Here is a 15,479-nt window from a genome sequence, read left to right on the forward strand (position 1 = left end):
GGTCGCCGCGACGGCTCAGGACCGACTTTCGCTCCAGCCCCGCGAGAGCGGCGGCCAGCGCTTCCGCTCCGAGGGGGCCGCCGGCACACACCTGTCGCACGGTGTCCGCGGCGACGTCACCGCGGAAGACCGACATCCGCGCCCAGAGCAGTCGTTCGGCGGGCTCGCACAGCTCGTGGCTCCAGCCGATCGTCGTCCGCAGGGCGCGATGCCGGGACGGGCCGTTGCCGTGGTCGGCCGTGAGTTCCAGGCGTGAGCGCAGGTGCCGGTCGGCCTGCTCGGTGCTCCGGTCGGCGAGTTGTCCGGCGGCCAACTCGATGGCCGGCGGGATCCCTTCGAGGCGCCGGCTCAGCCGTACGGCGGCGCTGACGTCCTCGGGGCTCGCCAACGGAGCGCCGAGCAGGGCCGCTCGTGCGCGCAGCAGTTCCGCCCCGTCGGTCAGGGCGGGCAGCGGCGCCACCTCGATGACGGGCTCGCCGGGCAGGCCGAGCGGTTCCCGGCTGGTCGTCAGCACCGTCAGGCCGGGGGCGGCGGCGAGAAGCCTGGCGACGAGCGTTGCTCGCCTGCCCTTGATCACTCCTGACGAACCGTCCCTTGTCCAGCCATGCCTGACATATTCACCGGATCGAAGGAGAGACAGGCCGGTCCGCATATGCCCGGCGCCCTTGGCCCCTACCGTCACGCATCTGTTCCCGTGTAGCTCGTCCGGCGTCGGCACCACCGCCCCGCGACAACGGCTCTCGCGTGCGACGAGCCGTGCCCGCCACGCCGGGACAGGACCATCGTCGACGACCCTGGGAGCACCGTGCCGGGCACAAGCCTTCCCGATGACCGCTACAGCCGCACCGAAGCCACCCGGCTGCTGTGCGCCGGCGTCTATCAGGACGCCACCTTCCGCCGCCGGGTGCTGGACGAACTGGTCGGCCACATGGAACGGCCCGTCGCCCCCGCGCTCGGCGTGGACGTCCTGCCGGTGCTCGCCCATGCCGTGCGCGTGGCCCGCAAGGAGAGCCGTACGGCGCTGCTGATGCTCGCGGCCTGGGCCGGGTTCGTGCTCTCCGACTTCCTCATGGTGTGGGACAGCGTGTCCGACCGCTGGGGACACGGCGCCGAGGTGGGCTTCGGTGACGTGTTCACCGCGCTCTACCTGGGCCAGGAGAACGTGTCCGGCGGGATCCCGATGCCCTGGTCGCAGCTCTACGCCCTGGTCGCACTGGCGATGTGGTTCGCCGCCGCGCTGGGTGAACGCGGCGGCGACGTCAAGGAGCTGGGTCTGCCCGGCACGGTGGCTCGCGCCGCCGACGGTCTGGGCCGCCTCGCCGGACTGGGCAGTGTGCTGTTCCTCTGCTTCTACTGGTACCTCTACCTCGCCGGGCTCGTGGACGGCAGCGCGCAGACGCCGTATCCGGCGCTGTTCCCCCTGGTGATCACCCTGATCGGCTGGCAGCACCAGGCGAGCCACCGCAAGGCCCTGTGCCGGTGGCTCTCGAAGTGGACGTTCCCCACGGCCACCCAACCGGGGCTGCCCCCGGGCCTCCCGTACGACGACCTGGTGCCCGGCATCCACCGGGAGCAGCAGGCGCCCGTCACCCTGTACGACCTGGAGAGCCCCTTCATCGGCATGGGCACGCGCAAGGAGAGCTGGTCCTTCGCGATGGAACTGCGCAAGCGGCCCGAAGAGCCCCTGGGGCAGGTCCCCGCGCAGAGCAGTTCCGCCAACGGCGCCGGAGCCGGCCTGGCCCGGCGGACCACGGAGCGGCTGACGGCGAGCGCCGCACTCGACATGATCGAACCTCAGCTGATCGAGCTGCGGGAGTCCGCCGCCCGCACGGGCCGCGACCGCCTGCGGGACCTGGAGATCGAGCGGTTCCTGTATCTCCCGGGAGGCGTCGGGCGCGACGAGGAGGTGGAGGTCGGCGGCGTCGACGACGCGGCCGCCTTCGCCGCCACGCCACGGGGCCGTGGGCAGCAGGGCGGACGCCCGGTGTACGACCCGGGGCAGATCGCCGCGCAGCTCGACGAGGCGGTGGACGAGGGCGGTGAGGCCCGGCGGGTGTTCCTGCGGGTCCGGGTCGGTGCCTGGCACGAACAGCTCGTCGTGACGGTGCTCGTGCGGGTGCACACCCAGGGCGGCATGCTCGTCCTGGAGGTCGAGGCCTACGTGCTGGGGCCGGTCCGCAAGGAGTTCCGGGGCGTGGACGCGCTGGTGGAACGGCTGCCGGAGAAGTGGCCCAGCGCGGCCCTGCGCGCGCTGCGGCACGCTCCCGCGATCGGCGTGAGCTGTGCGATCGGCTCGCTCGGCAGCGTGTACCGCGAGATCGCCTCCGGCTGGTCCGACGGCGCCGAACTGCCGGACGTCCCCCGCGTCTCACTGCGGGCTGCGGCCGCTCAGAAGGATCTGTCGAGCTTCCAGGAGACGGACGCCGAGCGGTACATCAAGACCATTCAGGAACGCATCGCGGGCGGTGTCCGGGTGGCGCTCCGCGAACACGGCTACCGGACCGAAGAGTTCGAACAGCACATCTACCAGGTCAGTGGCGGAGGCGTCTTCATCAAGGACATGTCGGGCGGCGCGATCGCCACCGGCAGCCACGGTCAGGCGTCCTCGCGGACGTCCCCCGCGCCCGGCACCGGCCTGCCGCGCCAGGAAGGAAACCCCACATGAGTCAGGACCACACCTCGCCGCAGCTCCCCGACGGCGGTGCTGCCGCGGGCGGCGGAGTCAGCATCGGCTCGATGTCCGGTGGCTCGATCGCCACCGGCAGCCACGGCCGGGCCGTCTCGGTCAACACCACGGCCGCGGACCCGGACGCCCGGCACCTGGAACTCCTGGCAGCGGTCCGGGAGTTGCTCGCCGAGCTGCCCGAGCAGGGTGCCCGCGCGGTGGAGGACGCCGCGCTGCACGCCGAACTCGTCGATCTGGAGGCCGAGATCACGAGCTCGGGCCGGGCGGAGTCCGGCCGTCTCACGCGGGTGCTGGGCAGCGTTCGGCGCTGGCTCGGCTCGCAGGCCGCCGCCGCGGGCGCGGTGGCCTCGGCGACCGCCGTGGTGCAGGGAATCGCCCAGCTACTCGGCTGAGAGCCGACCGGAAAGCGCAGACGGCCGGGAGCCTGGAGGGACGACGGCGATGAGGGTGTACGACAGGGAACGGCAGGAGTGGGCGGGCGGGCGCCGCGAGCGCCTCTACCACCCGGACCAGTATCTGGACCTGCCGCGGCAGCGGCGCGTTCTGGAGCGCACCGGCATGGTGCTCGCCGTGGTGGGGGTGTGTTTCGGCGTCTGGGCGTTCGCCTGGAAGGACGAGCCGGATCCACCGCCGCCCGCCACCACGAGTCAGGGCGAGAGCGCCCCGGCCGATCCGGGCGGCTCCGATCCGAGCGGCTCCGATCCGGGCGGCTCCGTCCCGGAGGAGTCCCCCACCGTCGCGGACGCCGGGTCCGGCGCCGTGCCCGACGGTTACGAGGAGGTGCAGGACGAGGAGGGGTTCCGCGTCTCGGTCCCGACGGGCTGGTCGCGCGCGAGCAGCGCGTCCAAGTTCGGCATCGACATCGTCAACTACCGCAGCTCCGACGGGTCGCGCCGGCTCCAGATCTTCCAGGTGATGGAGGACTCGCCCTACGGCTCGCTCCGGGCCGCCCAGACCGAGAGCACCAAGCTGGACGGCTACGAGCTGATCGACCTGACCGAGATCTCGTCGTCCCCCTACGCGGCGGCCGAGCACGAGTACCGGGCCAGTGAGATCGCCGGCGAGTCGGACACCGGATCCGTACGGCACGTCATCGACCACCGTTTCGAGGCGAGCGACGGCAACCGTTACGCCCTCGTCGCGTACGGCCCCGACAACGCCGACGGCGCCGAACGCGACCTCGTCGACACGGCGGTCGCCTGGTTCTGCCCGCCGAACGCCGCCTGCGCCACTCCGGCCGGCTGACGCGTGGCCGCCGCAGGACGCTGCCGCGGTCAGGTCGACCGGGTGAGGGTGACCTTGACGTGCTTCATGAGCGGCTGTTCGCTCTGCGTGCTGTAGTCGCCGATCGCGCACGGCACGTTCATCTCGGGCACGTAGCCGTCGGCGCAGCCTCGGGGGATGTCGTAGGGGACGGCGAGGCAGCCGTCGAGCCGGCGGTGGCTGCCGTCCTTGGCCGTGCTGATGATGTCCACCGGTTCGGGTTCGAGGATCCCGCGCTCACGCATGTCGTCCTCGTTCATGAAGACGAGGGTGCGCAGGTTGCTGATGCCGCGGCAGCGGTCGTCGTCGGAGTGGACGGTGGTGTTCCGCTGGTCGTGGGAGCGCATGGTGCCCAGGGCCAGGGTGCCGGGGGCGGGGACGACGTCGGGGCAGTGGGGCGGTGGAGAACTCGGCTCGTCCCGACGGGGTCAGGAAGACCAGTTCGCGCGCGGGCCACTTGATGCGGAAGCCCAGCGGCAGCCGTACCCGGCGGTTGAAGTCCTCGAAGCCGTCGAGGACTTGGGCCATGGTGTCGCGGATGAGTCTCGCCCTTCACCGTCGGGGCGCGCGACGCCGAGGAGTTGCAGCCAGGGGGCATCGGCAGCACGGTCACCATGACCTGGGGGCGGCCACTCGACCGCCCCCGCGTGCCGCCGGTTCTCTAGCCCTTGCGTCCCTCCCAGCCGTAGGGAGCCTCCGCGCCCTGCGCGGGTTCGCCGATCAGCCCTGCTTCCCTTCGTTCGTGCACGGTGAGCTGCGCGAGTTCGTCCTCGTCGGGGCGGCGGGGCATGCCCCTGTTGTGGCCATGCTCCCAGTCGCCCTCGACGGCCTTGTTGGACTTGTGATGGTGCGTCATGCGCGGCCTCCTCGATCGAGGGTCCGGGAGCGCTGGGGCATCAGCTCTCCTCGTTGCCGTCCTTGTCCTCCCGTGCCGCGTCCGGTTTCGGGGCGTCCCTGCGGGCGGTGCGGTGGAGGGAGTCGTCCGTGACGTCGGCGACGCTGGTGTCGCCGGGCTCCGCCTCTCCCCCGAGGCCGAAGAGTTCCTCGGCGAGGGTCTTGGCCAGCTCGGTCTTGCCGACTCCGGTGGGACCGGGGAAGAGGAAGGAGCCCACGGGACGGTTCGGGTCGCCCATGCCGGCCCGGTTGCGGCGCACGGCCCGGGATACGGCGGTGACCGGCTCGTCCTGCCCGACGATGCGGGAGTGCATGCGCTCCTCAAGGCCGAGGAGCTTCTCCTTCTCGGTGGCGGTGAGCTGGTCGACGGGGATGCCCGTACGGCGGGAGACGACGTCGGCGATGTCGGCGTCCGTGACGGACACGGTCCCTTCGCGGCGTTCCTCGACACCCGCGAGTTCGCCCTCCGCGCGGGTCATCTCGCGCTTCGTCCGGGCCGCCTGCTCGAAGTCCGCGGCGGCGACGGCCTGGCCCTGCTCACGGCGCAGCTCGGCGATACGGTCCTCGCGGCTGACGCCCTCGGTGAACCGGCCGGCGCTGCGCAGCCGTACCCGGGCGCCCGCCTGGTCCATCACGTCGATGGCCCTGTCGGGCAGGAAGCGGTCGCTGATGCAGCGGTCCGAGACCTTCTTCAGCCGCTCCTCGAACTGCCCCCGGTACTGCGCGCCCGCGACCATGCCCGACAGATCGAGGGCGACCACCCTCTTGTCCTTGAGCGTGTCGGGTACCTCGCCTGCGACGATACGTCGGGCGAGGCCCTCGACGACCGCGGTCTCGCCCATTCCGGGTTCGCCGATCAGCACGGGGTTGTTCTTGGAGCGCCGGGAGAGGATCTCGACGGTCTCCTCGGTCTCCTCGGTCTCCTCGGCCCTGCCGACCACCGGGTCGAGCTTGCCGGCCCTCGCCGCGTCGGTGAGGTCCCGGCCGAACTCGTCCGGCGTCGTCGCCGGCGCCTGGCTACGGTCAGTGGGCTGCCCCTGCGTACGGGCCGCCCGTTCCGTGGCGCCCGCCAGCCGTCCGACGTCCTGGCCCTCGGCCCGGAGCAGCCGGGCAGCGCCGGAGTCCGCGTCCGCCACCAGCGCGCCGAGTACGTGCTCGGGGCCGATGGAGGACACCCCGGCCGCCTGCGAGCGGGCGTAGGCGGCGAGGGTGCGCTTGGCCGCCGGGGTCAGCCACCTGCTGCGGACCGACACCCAGGTCGAACCGGCACGCTCCCTGCTCGCCCGAAGGTCGATGAGTTCCTGCGAGGACTCGGTCAACAGCCGTCCGATCGGCACCCGTTGGGCCGCCGGGGGCGATGATGCGGGTGACATGCCGAAGAAGCCGCTCAACATATCGCTGAAGGGATCCGTCGAGCCGAAACCGAACGACGACATCGACATGGCAGCTCCTGGACATCGATGGGTCCCTTCCACCAAAACCCGGCCGTCCGAGCCCTGCAAACGGAGCGGAGGAATGCGTCGGCCCGTGTTGTGCGGCGCTACGCACCGTGATGCGCGATGCGCGGGCTCCCGCGCCGCTTCACTGCGAACCGGTGGCCGCATCCTTCCCGCCGGGAGCGGGCGGAAGGTCGTCGAGGAAGGTGACGGTCGGGACGTGGAAGAGGCAGCCGGTGACCGGGGTCGAGTAGTCGAGGATCCGGTCGTGAGTGGCCGGACCGCTGCCGAGGAACATGTGCCTGAGCATCTGCTCGGTCACCTCGGGGGTCCGGGCGTAGCCGATGAAGTAGGTGCCGAACTCCTGCTCGCCGACCGTGCCGAACGGCATGTTCTCCCGGACGATCTTGCGCTCGTCGCCGTGCTCGTCGGTGACGGTGTTGAGGGCTACGTGGGAGTCGGCGGGCTTGGTGTCGTCGGGCAGTTCGACGTTGGCCAGCTTGGTGCGGCCGATGACCCGGTCCTGCTCCTCGACGGGCAGGGCGTTCCAGGCGGTGAGGTCGTGCAGGTACTTCTGCACGATCACATAGCTGCCGCCCTGGAAACCGGGGTCCTCGTCGCCGACGAACACCGCGTCGGCGGCGGACGCGCCCTCGGGATTCTCGCTGCCGTCCACGTAGCCCAGCAGGTCCCGCTCGTCGAAGTACTTGAACGCGTACACCTCGTCCACGATCGTGCCGGCGCCGGGCAGCCGCTCCGCGAGCAGCCGCGCCAGCTCGAAGCAGAGGTCCATGTGGTGGGCCCGTACGTGGAACAGCAGGTCACCCGGCGTGGCCGGGGCGTGGTGGCGTTCGCCGGCCAGTGCCACGAAGGGGTGCAGGTCGCGCGGCCTGGGGCCGTCGAAGAGCCGGTCCCAGGCTGCCGACCCGATGCCGACGACGCAGGTGAGCTCGTCGGCGGGGGCCCGGAAGGCCACCGAGCGGCGCAGGCCGGAGATGTCCTCCAGCAGGTCTCTGACCGTGTGCTCGCCGCCCGGGTCGACGGTGGCCACGAGGAACACGGCAGCCCGGGCCGGCGGCACGACCACGGGCTGCGACTCAAGCACGATCCGGCCTCCTCAGCGGGCGCGGCTGGTCCGTCCCGAAGGGCGTGATGCCCCTCCATGGTGGAGGGCCGTCCGGGAAACCGCACGGGCGCGCTCCGTGTGCCTGCCGTTCAGCCGTGCGGGCTGAGCGGCCGGAAGTCGTCGTCGACCAGGCCGAGCTGATGTGCCACCACCGCCGCCTGGATCCGGTTGCGCAGGTGCAGCTTCTGGGTGATGGCGCCGACATGGGACTTCACCGTGGTCACGCCCAGGTGCAGGGCCTCCGCGATCTCCGCGTTCGAGTGGCCGGCGCCCACCAGGGCCAGTACCTCGCGCTCGCGCTGTGTCAGGGTGTCCCCTCGGGCGGGGCCGAGGCCGGCCTCGGTGTTCTCCGCGCTGTCGAGGTGGGCCTTCAGCGCATGGGCCAGGACGCGGGACAGCACCGAGGGAGCGAGCAGGGGCTCTCCGCGGGCCGCCCTGCGCACCGCGTCGATCATCGCGTCCGGGGCGCCGTCCTTGAGCAGGTATCCCACGGCGCCCGCGCGCAGCGCACCGTAGACCTCGGCGTCGTCGTCGAACGTCGTCAGCATCAGCACATGCGTGCCCGGCACGGAGGCGAGGATCCGGCGGGTCGCCTCGATGCCGTCCAGGCGAGGCATCCGCAGGTCCATGAGGATCACGTCGGGGCGCAGTCGTTCGGCGAGCCGCACGGCCTCCTGTCCGTCGGCGGCCTCGGCGACCACGTCCTCGCCGGCGGTGCGCAGCAGCAGCGTGACGCCGGCCCGCACGAGCGCCTGGTCGTCGGCGACGAGGACCCGGATCACGGCCGTACCGCCAGGGGCAGGGCCGCCGACAGCTGCCAGCCGTTGCCGGTGGGGCCCGCGGCCAGCGTCCCGCCGAGCACTTCGACGCGTTCGCGCATCCCGGTCAGGCCGTGGCCCGAGGGCGGCAGGTCGGGGCTGGGTTCGGGTCTGACGGTGTTGGTGACGTCGATGAGCAGGCGGTCGTCCGACACGGCGACGGAGGCCGCCACGCTTGAGCCGGGTCCGGCGTGCTTGAGGGCGTTGGTGAGTGCCTCCTGCATGACGCGGGCGGCGGTGATGCGCAGGGCGAGGGGCGCCCGGGTGGCGCGTTCGTCGTGGGTGAGGTCGATGTGGAGCCCGGCCGTACGGCTGCGTTCGACGGCGTCGGTGATCATCTGTTCCGGGTCCATGAGGAGGTCGGGGGCGCTGGGGTCACGCAGGATCTGGAGCAGGCCGCGCAGGTCGACGAGTGCCTGGCGGGCGCTCTCGTGGATGGACGTGATCCCCGCGAGGGCCGCGTCGAGCCGTTGCTCCCGGTCGGGGGCGTGGGTGGCGGCGTACTGGGCCGAGCCGGCCGTGAGCGCGATGGCGGAGACGTGGTGGGCCACCAGGTCGTGCAAATCTCCGGCCAGGTGCGCGCGTTCCGTCATGCGTGCGGCGCGTGTCTCGACGAGGCGGCTTTCCTCCGCCTCCCTGGCACGTGCCTCGGCGACGGCGGCGGCCTGGCGCAGCGCGGCGAGGTAGCGGCCGAAGGCCACCGGTGCGGCGATGGCCATCGCGGCGGACAGGATGCGCAGCACACCGTCCGCGCCGGCGAGGAGCGCGCCGGCGTCCCGGCCGACGCTGACGAGTACGGCGGCGAAGGTGGCCGCCCAGGACACGGCGATGGTGGCCGTGCCGCAGCGGTACGCCACGACGCCGAGGGTCAGGGCGGCGACCAGCGGTGCCACATGGCTGGTGCCCGGCACGACCACGTCGGTCACGACGATCAGGACCACGTTCAGGGCGAGCGCGGCCACCGGCAGGGTCCGGGCGAGGGCGAGCGTCAGCGCCGAGGCCTCGACCAGCACCCACGTCGCCCACGGCAGGTCCGAGGGCGGCCCCAGAACGATGCTGGCCGCACCGGCCGCTGCCGCCACGGCGGCGATCAGCATGTCGAGCCAGGGGCGGCGCCATTGGATTGCGCTCACCGCTTCACCCTACGTCCGGCCGCATGGCCGCCACCCCCTTCCATCGGTCGCCCGACCTCCTCCTTCTGGCCGCGGGTCCGGCTTCGCGGATGAAGATCGCCGTGCCGTGGCGGACCTAGCTTCGAGGAGCGGCGACCGGCCGACCGGCTCCTCGAAGCGGGCAGGACGTACGGCCCGTCGCCGTCGCCCGACCCATGTGCACGAGAGAGGCCTCAGCCGGTGTCGTTCCTCTGGGAGTTCTTGCGAAGTCCGCTGACCGTGGGTGCCCTGGCACCCAGCGGCCGGTCACTGGCCCGGGTGGTGACCGCGCCCGTGCCCAGCACCGGCGATCCCGTGGTGGTCGAGCTCGGCCCCGGCACCGGGTCGTTCACCACCACGATCCAGCGACGCCTCGCGGGCCGCGGCCGGCACGTCGCCGTGGAACTCAACGATCGGTTCGCCCGGCAGCTGGCTGCCACGCATCCCGGCGTCGACGTCGCCAGGGCCGACGCGCGTGATCTCGTGCCCCTCCTCGCCGCACGCGGGCTGGGCACGGCCGATGTCGTCGTCAGCGGGCTGCCCTGGGCGGCGTTCGCGCCGCGCGACCAGCGCGACGTACTGCGCGCCGTGATCTCGGTGCTGCCGCCCCACGGCGTCTTCACCACGTTCGCCTACGTCCACGCCCGATGGACCGGGCCCGCCCGGCGGCTGATGCGCTCGCTGCGCTCCCAGTTCGACGAAGTCGTCGTCGGCCGCACGGTCTGGGACAACGTGCCGCCCGCTCTCGTCTACCACTGCCGCCGCCCCGTACGGCTCACCGAAGGAGACATGCCGTGACCACCTCCGACAGCCGCCCCGGCATGGCGGACGGCCTGATGGGCCGGATCGGCCGAGGTGCGTATCGCCGCCGCGGGACCGTCCTCCTGGCATGGCTGGCCGGCCTGGTGGCCGTGCTGGCCCTCTCCCGCGCGTTCGGGGGCGACTTCACCGCCGACTACTCCGCACCCGGCTCGGAGTCCAAGCAGGCCCAGCAACTGCTGGAGCAGCGGTTCGCGAGCCAGTCGGGGGCGACCGTCACCGCGGTGGTGGAGGCCGACGAGGGCGTGCGGGAGGTCCGCGGGCGGGTGTCCGGCCTGCTGGACGAGCTGCGCTCCGCGCCGCACGTGACCCGGGTCGACGACCCGTACGCCACGCCCGGTGCGCTCTCCGCCGACGGCAGCTCTCTGGTGACGTCCGTCAGCCTCGACGTGACCAGCGGGGCCGAGATGCCGGTCGAGGACACGACCCGGCTCATGGACATCGCCCGCGGGCACAGCGCGGACGGGGTGCGGGTCTTCCTCGGCGGGCAGGCCGTGGTCCTCGCCGAGGGCGGGCCCATCGGCTCCGAAGCGATCGGACTCGGTGTCGCGGCGGTGATCCTGCTCCTGACGTTCGGGTCCGTGGTCGCCGCCGGGCTGCCCATCCTCGTCGCCCTCGCCGGACTCGCGGTCAGCGCCGGGGCGACGGGGCTGGTAATCCGGCTCGTCGACGCCCCCGACTGGTCGACGTCGCTGGCCGCCATGCTGGCCATCGGCATCGGTATCGACTACGTGCTGCTGATGGTGACGCGGTTCCGCGAGGCCAGGGCGGGCGGACTCGACCCCGAGGACGCGAGCGCCGCCATGCTCGACACCGCCGGCCGTTCGGTGCTCGTCGCCGGTGTCACGGTCGTCGTCAGCCTGCTGGGCCTGTTCGCCATGGGCCTGTCCTACATGCGGGGCGCGGCACTCGTGGCGATCGTCGGTGTCCTCGTCGTCCTCGCGGCCGCCCTCACCCTCCTGCCCGCGCTCCTGGGCTGCCTCGGCACACGGATCGACCGACTCCGGATACCGCTCCCCCGGCGGCGCGGCACCGCGACAGCCGCCGCAGACCGCCGGGGGTGGGTGCGGTGGAGCCGGCTGATCCAGCGGCACCGGATCGCCGCGGCACTGACCGGAACGGCGGTCATGCTGACGCTCGCGGCGCCGTTCCTGGGCGTGCGGTTCGGGTTCCCGGACGCGGGCAACAACCGGGAGAGCAGCATGAGCCGGCAGGCGTACGACGCCGTCGCCGACGGTTTCGGCCCCGGGGCGAACGCCCCGCTGCTCCTGGTGGTACGACTGCCCGACGGCGCGAACTCCGTCCTGGACGACCTGCGGGCGCGGGCGGCCGGCACGCCGGGGGTGGCATCCGTGACGCCGGCCCGGCTCAACCCGGAGCGCGACACCGCGGTCCCGACGGTCACGCCCACGACGGGTCCACAGGACGACGCTACCGAGAAACTGGTGAACCGCCTTCGGGACGACACCGTTCCCGCGGCGACCGGGGGAACCGGCGCCCGCGTGTACGTCGGTGGCGCGAGCGCCAGGTCGATCGACAGCACCGCGGACCTGGCCCGGCGCATCCCCTATCTGATCACCGGGGTGATCGTGCTGTCGATGCTCCTGCTGCTCGTCGCCTTCCGCAGCCTCGTGATCCCCTTCAAGGCCGTGCTGATGAACCTGCTCTCGGTGGCGGCGGCATACGGCATCGTCGCCCTCGTGCTGGAGGGCGGCTGGGCCGGACGGCTGATCGGAATCGACACGGAGACACCCCTGCCCCCGTTCGTCACCGTCCTCATGTTCGCCGTCCTGTTCGGCCTGTCGATGGACTACGAGGTGTTCCTGCTCAGCCGCGTGCAGGAGTCATGGCTGCGGGACAAGGACAACGCCAGGGCGGTCACTCACGGACTGGCGAGCACAGGCCGGCTCATCACGGCGGCGGCCATCATGATCGCCGTGTTCCTCGCCTTCGTGCCGAGCACGGAGGTCGTCCTCAAACTCATCGGCGTCGGAATGGCCTGCGCCATCCTCCTGGACGCGACGGCGGTCCGCCTCGTGCTGGTCCCAGCGGCCATGCACCTGCTCGGCCGACGCAACTGGTGGCTGCCACGGCCACTGGACCGACGCCTGCCCTCACTGCACCTGGAGGGCCCCGTCGGCCATGCGGAGGCGCTCACTCCCTCTGGTGCGCCAGCCGCTGCCTCTCCTTGAGTCAGGGCTGCCTGGTTCGGAGCCCGTCCACGATCAGGGTCAGGATGCGGGCCGCCCGGTCCGTGCCGCCTCGGGCCGGGTCGATCCGCCACAGGACGCTGAGCTGGAGGAGGACGTCCTCCGGGTCCGGATCGGGCTTGAGCGTGCCGTCGGCCGCGCCGGCTTCGAGCAGGCGGGCGATGGCGCGGACGAACGGCTCGTAGTACTCGTCGTCCAGACCGCCGTTGGTCGCCGCGTGGATGACCTCCGCCACGCCGAACTTGAGCCGTCCGTAGTGCGCGACCTCACATCGCCCCACCCCACCCCATTCCACGGAGGATTCCCATGCCCGAATCGGTACTGGTCACCGGCGGCAGCGGCTACATCGCCGGATGGTGCATCGCCGAGCTCCTGCACCGCGGATACGACGTACGGACCACCGTGCGCAGCGCGGAGCGGGAGCGCTTCGTCACCGAGGCCGTCTCCACCGAGGTCGACCCGGCGGGGCGCCTGAGTTTCGCGGTCGCCGACCTAACGGCGGACGACGGCTGGGACGCGGCGATGAAGGGCGTCGACCACGTCCTGCACGTCGCCTCCCCACTGGGCGCCGCCTCCGACGACCCCCAGGCCCTCATCGCCCCGGCGCGCGACGGCACCCTGCGCGTCCTGCGGGCGGCGACCGCGGCGGGCGTACGCCGCGTGGTGATGACGTCGGCGGCGAACGCGGCGAGCCCGTCGTCGTACGCCGCCGAGGGCGTCACCGACGAGACCCTGTGGACCGACCCGGACGACCCGACGCTGATCCCCTACCGCCGGTCCAAGACCCTCGCCGAGCGCACCGCCTGGGACTACATGGAGGGCTACGACGGTCCGACCGAGTTGGCCACCGTGCTCCCCGGCGCCGTGTTCGGCCCCGTGCTCACGCCCGACAACCTCGGGTCGGTCGGGATCATCGCCCGCATGGTCTCGGGACAGATGGCCGGAGCACCGCGCATCGGACTGGAGGTCGTCGACGTCCGCGATCTGGTCGATGCGCACGTCCTGGCGATGACGTCACCGGTCGCGGCCGGCCAACGCTTCCTCGCCACCGGCGAGTTCCTCTGGATGACCGACATGGCCCGCATCCTGCGCGACGGGCTGGGCGAGCGCGGCCGTCGAGTCAGGACGCGTCGGATCCCGGACTTCGCGGTCCGCCTCACGGCCCGGTTCAAGGACCCCTCGCTGCGCGAGATCACTCCCTCGCTCGGCCGCCGCAACCGGCACAGCACCGAGAAGGCCCGCACCCTCCTCGGCTGGCAGCCACGGCCCGCGCGCGAGACGGTCCTGGACTGCGCCGACAGTCTGATCGCCCACGGCGCGGTCCAGCCGCGGCGCCGCCACCGGCAGGGGTCGCGTCCACCAAGGTCCTCAGCCGCGGACGCTGGTGGCGGGTTCGGGGAAGGTGACCGCGGTCAGCTCCTCGGAGACGGTCCACAGGCGTCGGGCGGCGGCAGGGTCGCCGGCTGCCGGTGAGCGGCCGACCAGGGTCGGAGCGCCGCGCATTTCGAACATGCCGTCAGGGCCGACGAAGCTCGCGCCGGGCAGGTCCTGGACGGCGGCGTACAGGGTGGGCAGCGCTCCGGCCCGGCTGTCCTGGGCGACGAGCCTGTTGCCGAGGCGGAGGACGAGGCCGCGCAGGAGGCTGGCGTCGTTGCTCTGCAGGCCGGTGGCGGCCAAGCCGGGGTGAGCGGCGAGGGCGCGGACCGGTGAGCCCGCCGCGGTGAGCCGTCGCTGGAGCTCCAGGGTGAAGAGCAGGTTGGCGAGCTTGGACTGGCTGTAGGCGGCCATCGGGCGGTACTCACCGGCGAGGTCGAGGTTGTCGAAGCGGATGCGGGGGTTGCCCGGGGCCCTGTGTCCGGTGGACGACAGGGTCACCACTCGATCGGTGAGGTACGGCAGCAGCAGGTTGGTCAGGGCGAAGTGGCCCAGGTGATTGGTCCCGAACTGCATCTCGAAGCCGTCCTTGGTGCGGGCTTCCGGGATGTTCATGACGCCTGCGTTGTTGACGAGCAGGTCCAGGCCACCCTCCCAGGCGGCGGCGAATTCGCGGATGGAGGAGAGATCGGCCAGGTCGAGGCGGCGCACCTCCACACTGCCGTTCACGGTCGCCGCGGCGCTCTCACCTCGCCCGGTGTCCCGGACGGCGAGCACGACGTGGGCACCGGCGCCGGCCAGCGCCTCGACGGTCGCGAGGCCGAGTCCACTGCTGGCGCCGGTGACGACGGCGGTACGGCCCCTCTGGTCGGGGATGTCGGTGACGCTCCAGGGCTGAGGGTTCCGCCCGCGGTTCTGGTTCTTTGTCATGGGTTTCAATGTAGGCGACGATAACAATGTATGCAACGCCAACAATGTGGGCAATGCTCACGCCGGGCTAGGCTGAGGTCATGACGCGTCGCCCCTACCACCACGGAGACCTCCCGACCGCCCTGCTCACGCGCGCCGAGCAGGCCCTGCGCGAACGGGGGCCGGAGGCACTGTCACTGCGGGAACTGGCCCGCGACATCGGAGTGAGTCCCGCCGCCCCCAGCCGCCACTTCAAGACCAAGCAGGCACTGCTGGACGCGCTGGCGCTGACCGGTTTCGAGCGCCTCGCGCAGGCCGTCACGGCCTCCCAGGAGAACCTCGGCGCCGCCGGCACTTCCTTCGGCGACCGGCTGGACGCCGCCGCCCGCGCCTACGTCGGGTTCGCCGTGGACAACGCCGCCCTGCTCGACCTGATGTTCTCCGTCAAGCACAGCCCGCAGGCGTCACAGGAGCTGGGAGCGATTGCGCACCGCTGGTCCGAGCGGCTCCTCGGCCTCATCGGCGACGGGCAGCGCAGCGGCGAGGTGCGGCCGGGACAGCTGGAGCGCGTCGCCCTGCCGATCTTCGCGGCCCTGCACGGCTACGCCGGCCTGGCAGTCAGCGGAATGCTGCCCCCGGAGGTCACCGAGCACGGACTCGACGACGTGATCGCGTCCATCCTGCGCGAGTGCAGGCCGGACGCGGAGCAGGCGGGACTACCGACCCCGCGCTGACGAACACCCCGGCGAGGAGGGCAGACGCGCACTGGCACGGCCTCGCGGTCGGCGCCCCA

General features: G+C 72.3%; 13 protein-coding genes and 3 pseudogenes. 7 read left to right on the forward strand and 9 right to left on the reverse strand.

Features of this window, described 5'->3' with window-relative positions; all coding sequences use genetic code 11:
- A pseudogene (locus AC3ETA_RS09280) lies at positions 1 to 577 on the reverse strand (regulator); the annotation flags it as partial.
- Between the two features lie 228 nt (positions 578 to 805).
- Between AC3ETA_RS09280 and AC3ETA_RS09285 the strand changes: the two are divergent.
- Genes AC3ETA_RS09285 through AC3ETA_RS09295 form a run of 3 tightly spaced genes read left to right on the forward strand, consistent with a single transcriptional unit; the run spans position 806 to position 3,931 of the window.
- On the forward strand, positions 806 to 2,665 hold the full coding sequence (locus AC3ETA_RS09285; RefSeq protein WP_432192337.1) for a hypothetical protein: 1,860 nt from the start codon (positions 806 to 808) through the stop codon (positions 2,663 to 2,665).
- Positions 2,662 to 3,078 carry a hypothetical protein gene (locus tag AC3ETA_RS09290; protein WP_432192338.1) on the forward strand — a complete coding sequence of 139 codons (417 nt, stop codon included), beginning with the start codon at positions 2,662 to 2,664 and terminating at the stop codon, positions 3,076 to 3,078. The genes AC3ETA_RS09285 and AC3ETA_RS09290 overlap by 4 nt, the downstream gene beginning before the upstream one ends.
- Positions 3,079 to 3,127: 49 nt before the next feature.
- The gene (locus tag AC3ETA_RS09295; RefSeq protein ID WP_432192339.1) at positions 3,128 to 3,931 is read left to right on the forward strand and encodes a hypothetical protein; all 804 of its coding nucleotides are present in this window, start codon (positions 3,128 to 3,130) and stop codon (positions 3,929 to 3,931) included.
- A gap of 29 nt (positions 3,932 to 3,960) precedes the next feature.
- Here the strand turns inward: AC3ETA_RS09295 and AC3ETA_RS09300 are convergent.
- From AC3ETA_RS09300 to AC3ETA_RS09325, 6 genes and pseudogenes are all read right to left on the reverse strand, one after another.
- Positions 3,961 to 4,489, reverse strand: a pseudogene (locus AC3ETA_RS09300) (FdhF/YdeP family oxidoreductase); the annotation flags it as partial.
- Between the two features lie 121 nt (positions 4,490 to 4,610).
- A complete protein-coding gene (locus tag AC3ETA_RS09305) occupies positions 4,611 to 4,805 on the reverse strand; it encodes a hypothetical protein (RefSeq protein ID WP_037863050.1) in 195 nt (64 codons plus the stop codon).
- A gap of 175 nt (positions 4,806 to 4,980) precedes the next feature.
- Positions 4,981 to 6,285, reverse strand: a pseudogene (locus tag AC3ETA_RS09310) (Clp protease N-terminal domain-containing protein); the annotation flags it as partial.
- A gap of 139 nt (positions 6,286 to 6,424) precedes the next feature.
- Positions 6,425 to 7,384, reverse strand: a complete 960-nt coding sequence (locus AC3ETA_RS09315) for a Dyp-type peroxidase (protein ID WP_432192340.1) — start codon at positions 7,382 to 7,384, stop codon at positions 6,425 to 6,427.
- Positions 7,385 to 7,494: 110 nt separating this feature from the next.
- Positions 7,495 to 8,187, reverse strand: coding sequence for a response regulator (locus AC3ETA_RS09320; RefSeq protein WP_432192341.1), 693 nt, complete (start codon positions 8,185 to 8,187; stop codon positions 7,495 to 7,497).
- Complete coding sequence (locus AC3ETA_RS09325; protein ID WP_432192342.1) at positions 8,184 to 9,356, reverse strand: sensor histidine kinase; 1,173 nt, start codon at positions 9,354 to 9,356, stop codon at positions 8,184 to 8,186. The genes AC3ETA_RS09320 and AC3ETA_RS09325 overlap by 4 nt, the downstream gene beginning before the upstream one ends.
- A 219-nt stretch (positions 9,357 to 9,575) precedes the next feature.
- Here AC3ETA_RS09325 and AC3ETA_RS09330 point away from each other — a divergent pair, with 219 nt between their 5' ends.
- Both AC3ETA_RS09330 and AC3ETA_RS09335 read left to right on the forward strand, forming a co-directional pair.
- On the forward strand, positions 9,576 to 10,172 hold the full coding sequence (locus AC3ETA_RS09330; RefSeq protein ID WP_432192343.1) for a class I SAM-dependent methyltransferase: 597 nt from the start codon (positions 9,576 to 9,578) through the stop codon (positions 10,170 to 10,172).
- Positions 10,169 to 12,385 (forward strand): MMPL family transporter, encoded by a 2,217-nt coding sequence (locus tag AC3ETA_RS09335; RefSeq protein ID WP_432192344.1) that lies wholly within the window; start codon positions 10,169 to 10,171, stop codon positions 12,383 to 12,385. Before AC3ETA_RS09330 ends, AC3ETA_RS09335 begins: the two co-directional genes overlap by 4 nt.
- A 1-nt stretch (position 12,386) precedes the next feature.
- On the opposite strand, the gene AC3ETA_RS09340 is transcribed toward AC3ETA_RS09335, so the two are convergent.
- Positions 12,387 to 12,683, reverse strand: coding sequence for an SbtR family transcriptional regulator (locus AC3ETA_RS09340; protein WP_432192345.1), 297 nt, complete (start codon positions 12,681 to 12,683; stop codon positions 12,387 to 12,389).
- A gap of 26 nt (positions 12,684 to 12,709) precedes the next feature.
- Here AC3ETA_RS09340 and AC3ETA_RS09345 point away from each other — a divergent pair, with 26 nt between their 5' ends.
- Positions 12,710 to 13,876: an NAD-dependent epimerase/dehydratase family protein gene (locus AC3ETA_RS09345; protein WP_432192346.1), complete on the forward strand. Its 1,167-nt coding sequence runs from the start codon at positions 12,710 to 12,712 to the stop codon at positions 13,874 to 13,876.
- Here the strand turns inward: AC3ETA_RS09345 and AC3ETA_RS09350 are convergent.
- Positions 13,772 to 14,707 carry an oxidoreductase gene (locus AC3ETA_RS09350; RefSeq protein ID WP_432192347.1) on the reverse strand — a complete coding sequence of 312 codons (936 nt, stop codon included), beginning with the start codon at positions 14,705 to 14,707 and terminating at the stop codon, positions 13,772 to 13,774. The genes AC3ETA_RS09345 and AC3ETA_RS09350 overlap by 105 nt on opposite strands.
- Positions 14,708 to 14,787: 80 nt before the next feature.
- On the opposite strand from AC3ETA_RS09350, the gene AC3ETA_RS09355 reads away from it, so the two are divergent.
- The gene (locus tag AC3ETA_RS09355) at positions 14,788 to 15,420 is read left to right on the forward strand and encodes a TetR/AcrR family transcriptional regulator (RefSeq protein WP_432192348.1); all 633 of its coding nucleotides are present in this window, start codon (positions 14,788 to 14,790) and stop codon (positions 15,418 to 15,420) included.
- Positions 15,421 to 15,479 lie beyond the last annotated feature (59 nt).

The sequence above is a fragment of the Streptomyces sp. bgisy027 genome, assembly GCF_057710365.1.

Excerpts from the sequence above, each read along its gene's own strand:
- AC3ETA_RS09290 (WP_432192338.1), top strand. The coding sequence starts at position 2,662 with ATGAGTCAGGACCACACCTCGCCGCAGCTCCCCGACGGCGGTGCTGCC.
- AC3ETA_RS09295 (WP_432192339.1), top strand. The coding sequence starts at position 3,128 with ATGAGGGTGTACGACAGGGAACGGCAGGAGTGGGCGGGCGGGCGCCGC.
- AC3ETA_RS09305 (WP_037863050.1), bottom strand. The coding sequence starts at position 4,805 with ATGACGCACCATCACAAGTCCAACAAGGCCGTCGAGGGCGACTGGGAG.
- AC3ETA_RS09345 (WP_432192346.1), top strand. The coding sequence starts at position 12,710 with ATGCCCGAATCGGTACTGGTCACCGGCGGCAGCGGCTACATCGCCGGA.
- AC3ETA_RS09350 (WP_432192347.1), bottom strand. The coding sequence starts at position 14,707 with ATGACAAAGAACCAGAACCGCGGGCGGAACCCTCAGCCCTGGAGCGTC.
- AC3ETA_RS09355 (WP_432192348.1), top strand. The coding sequence starts at position 14,788 with ATGACGCGTCGCCCCTACCACCACGGAGACCTCCCGACCGCCCTGCTC.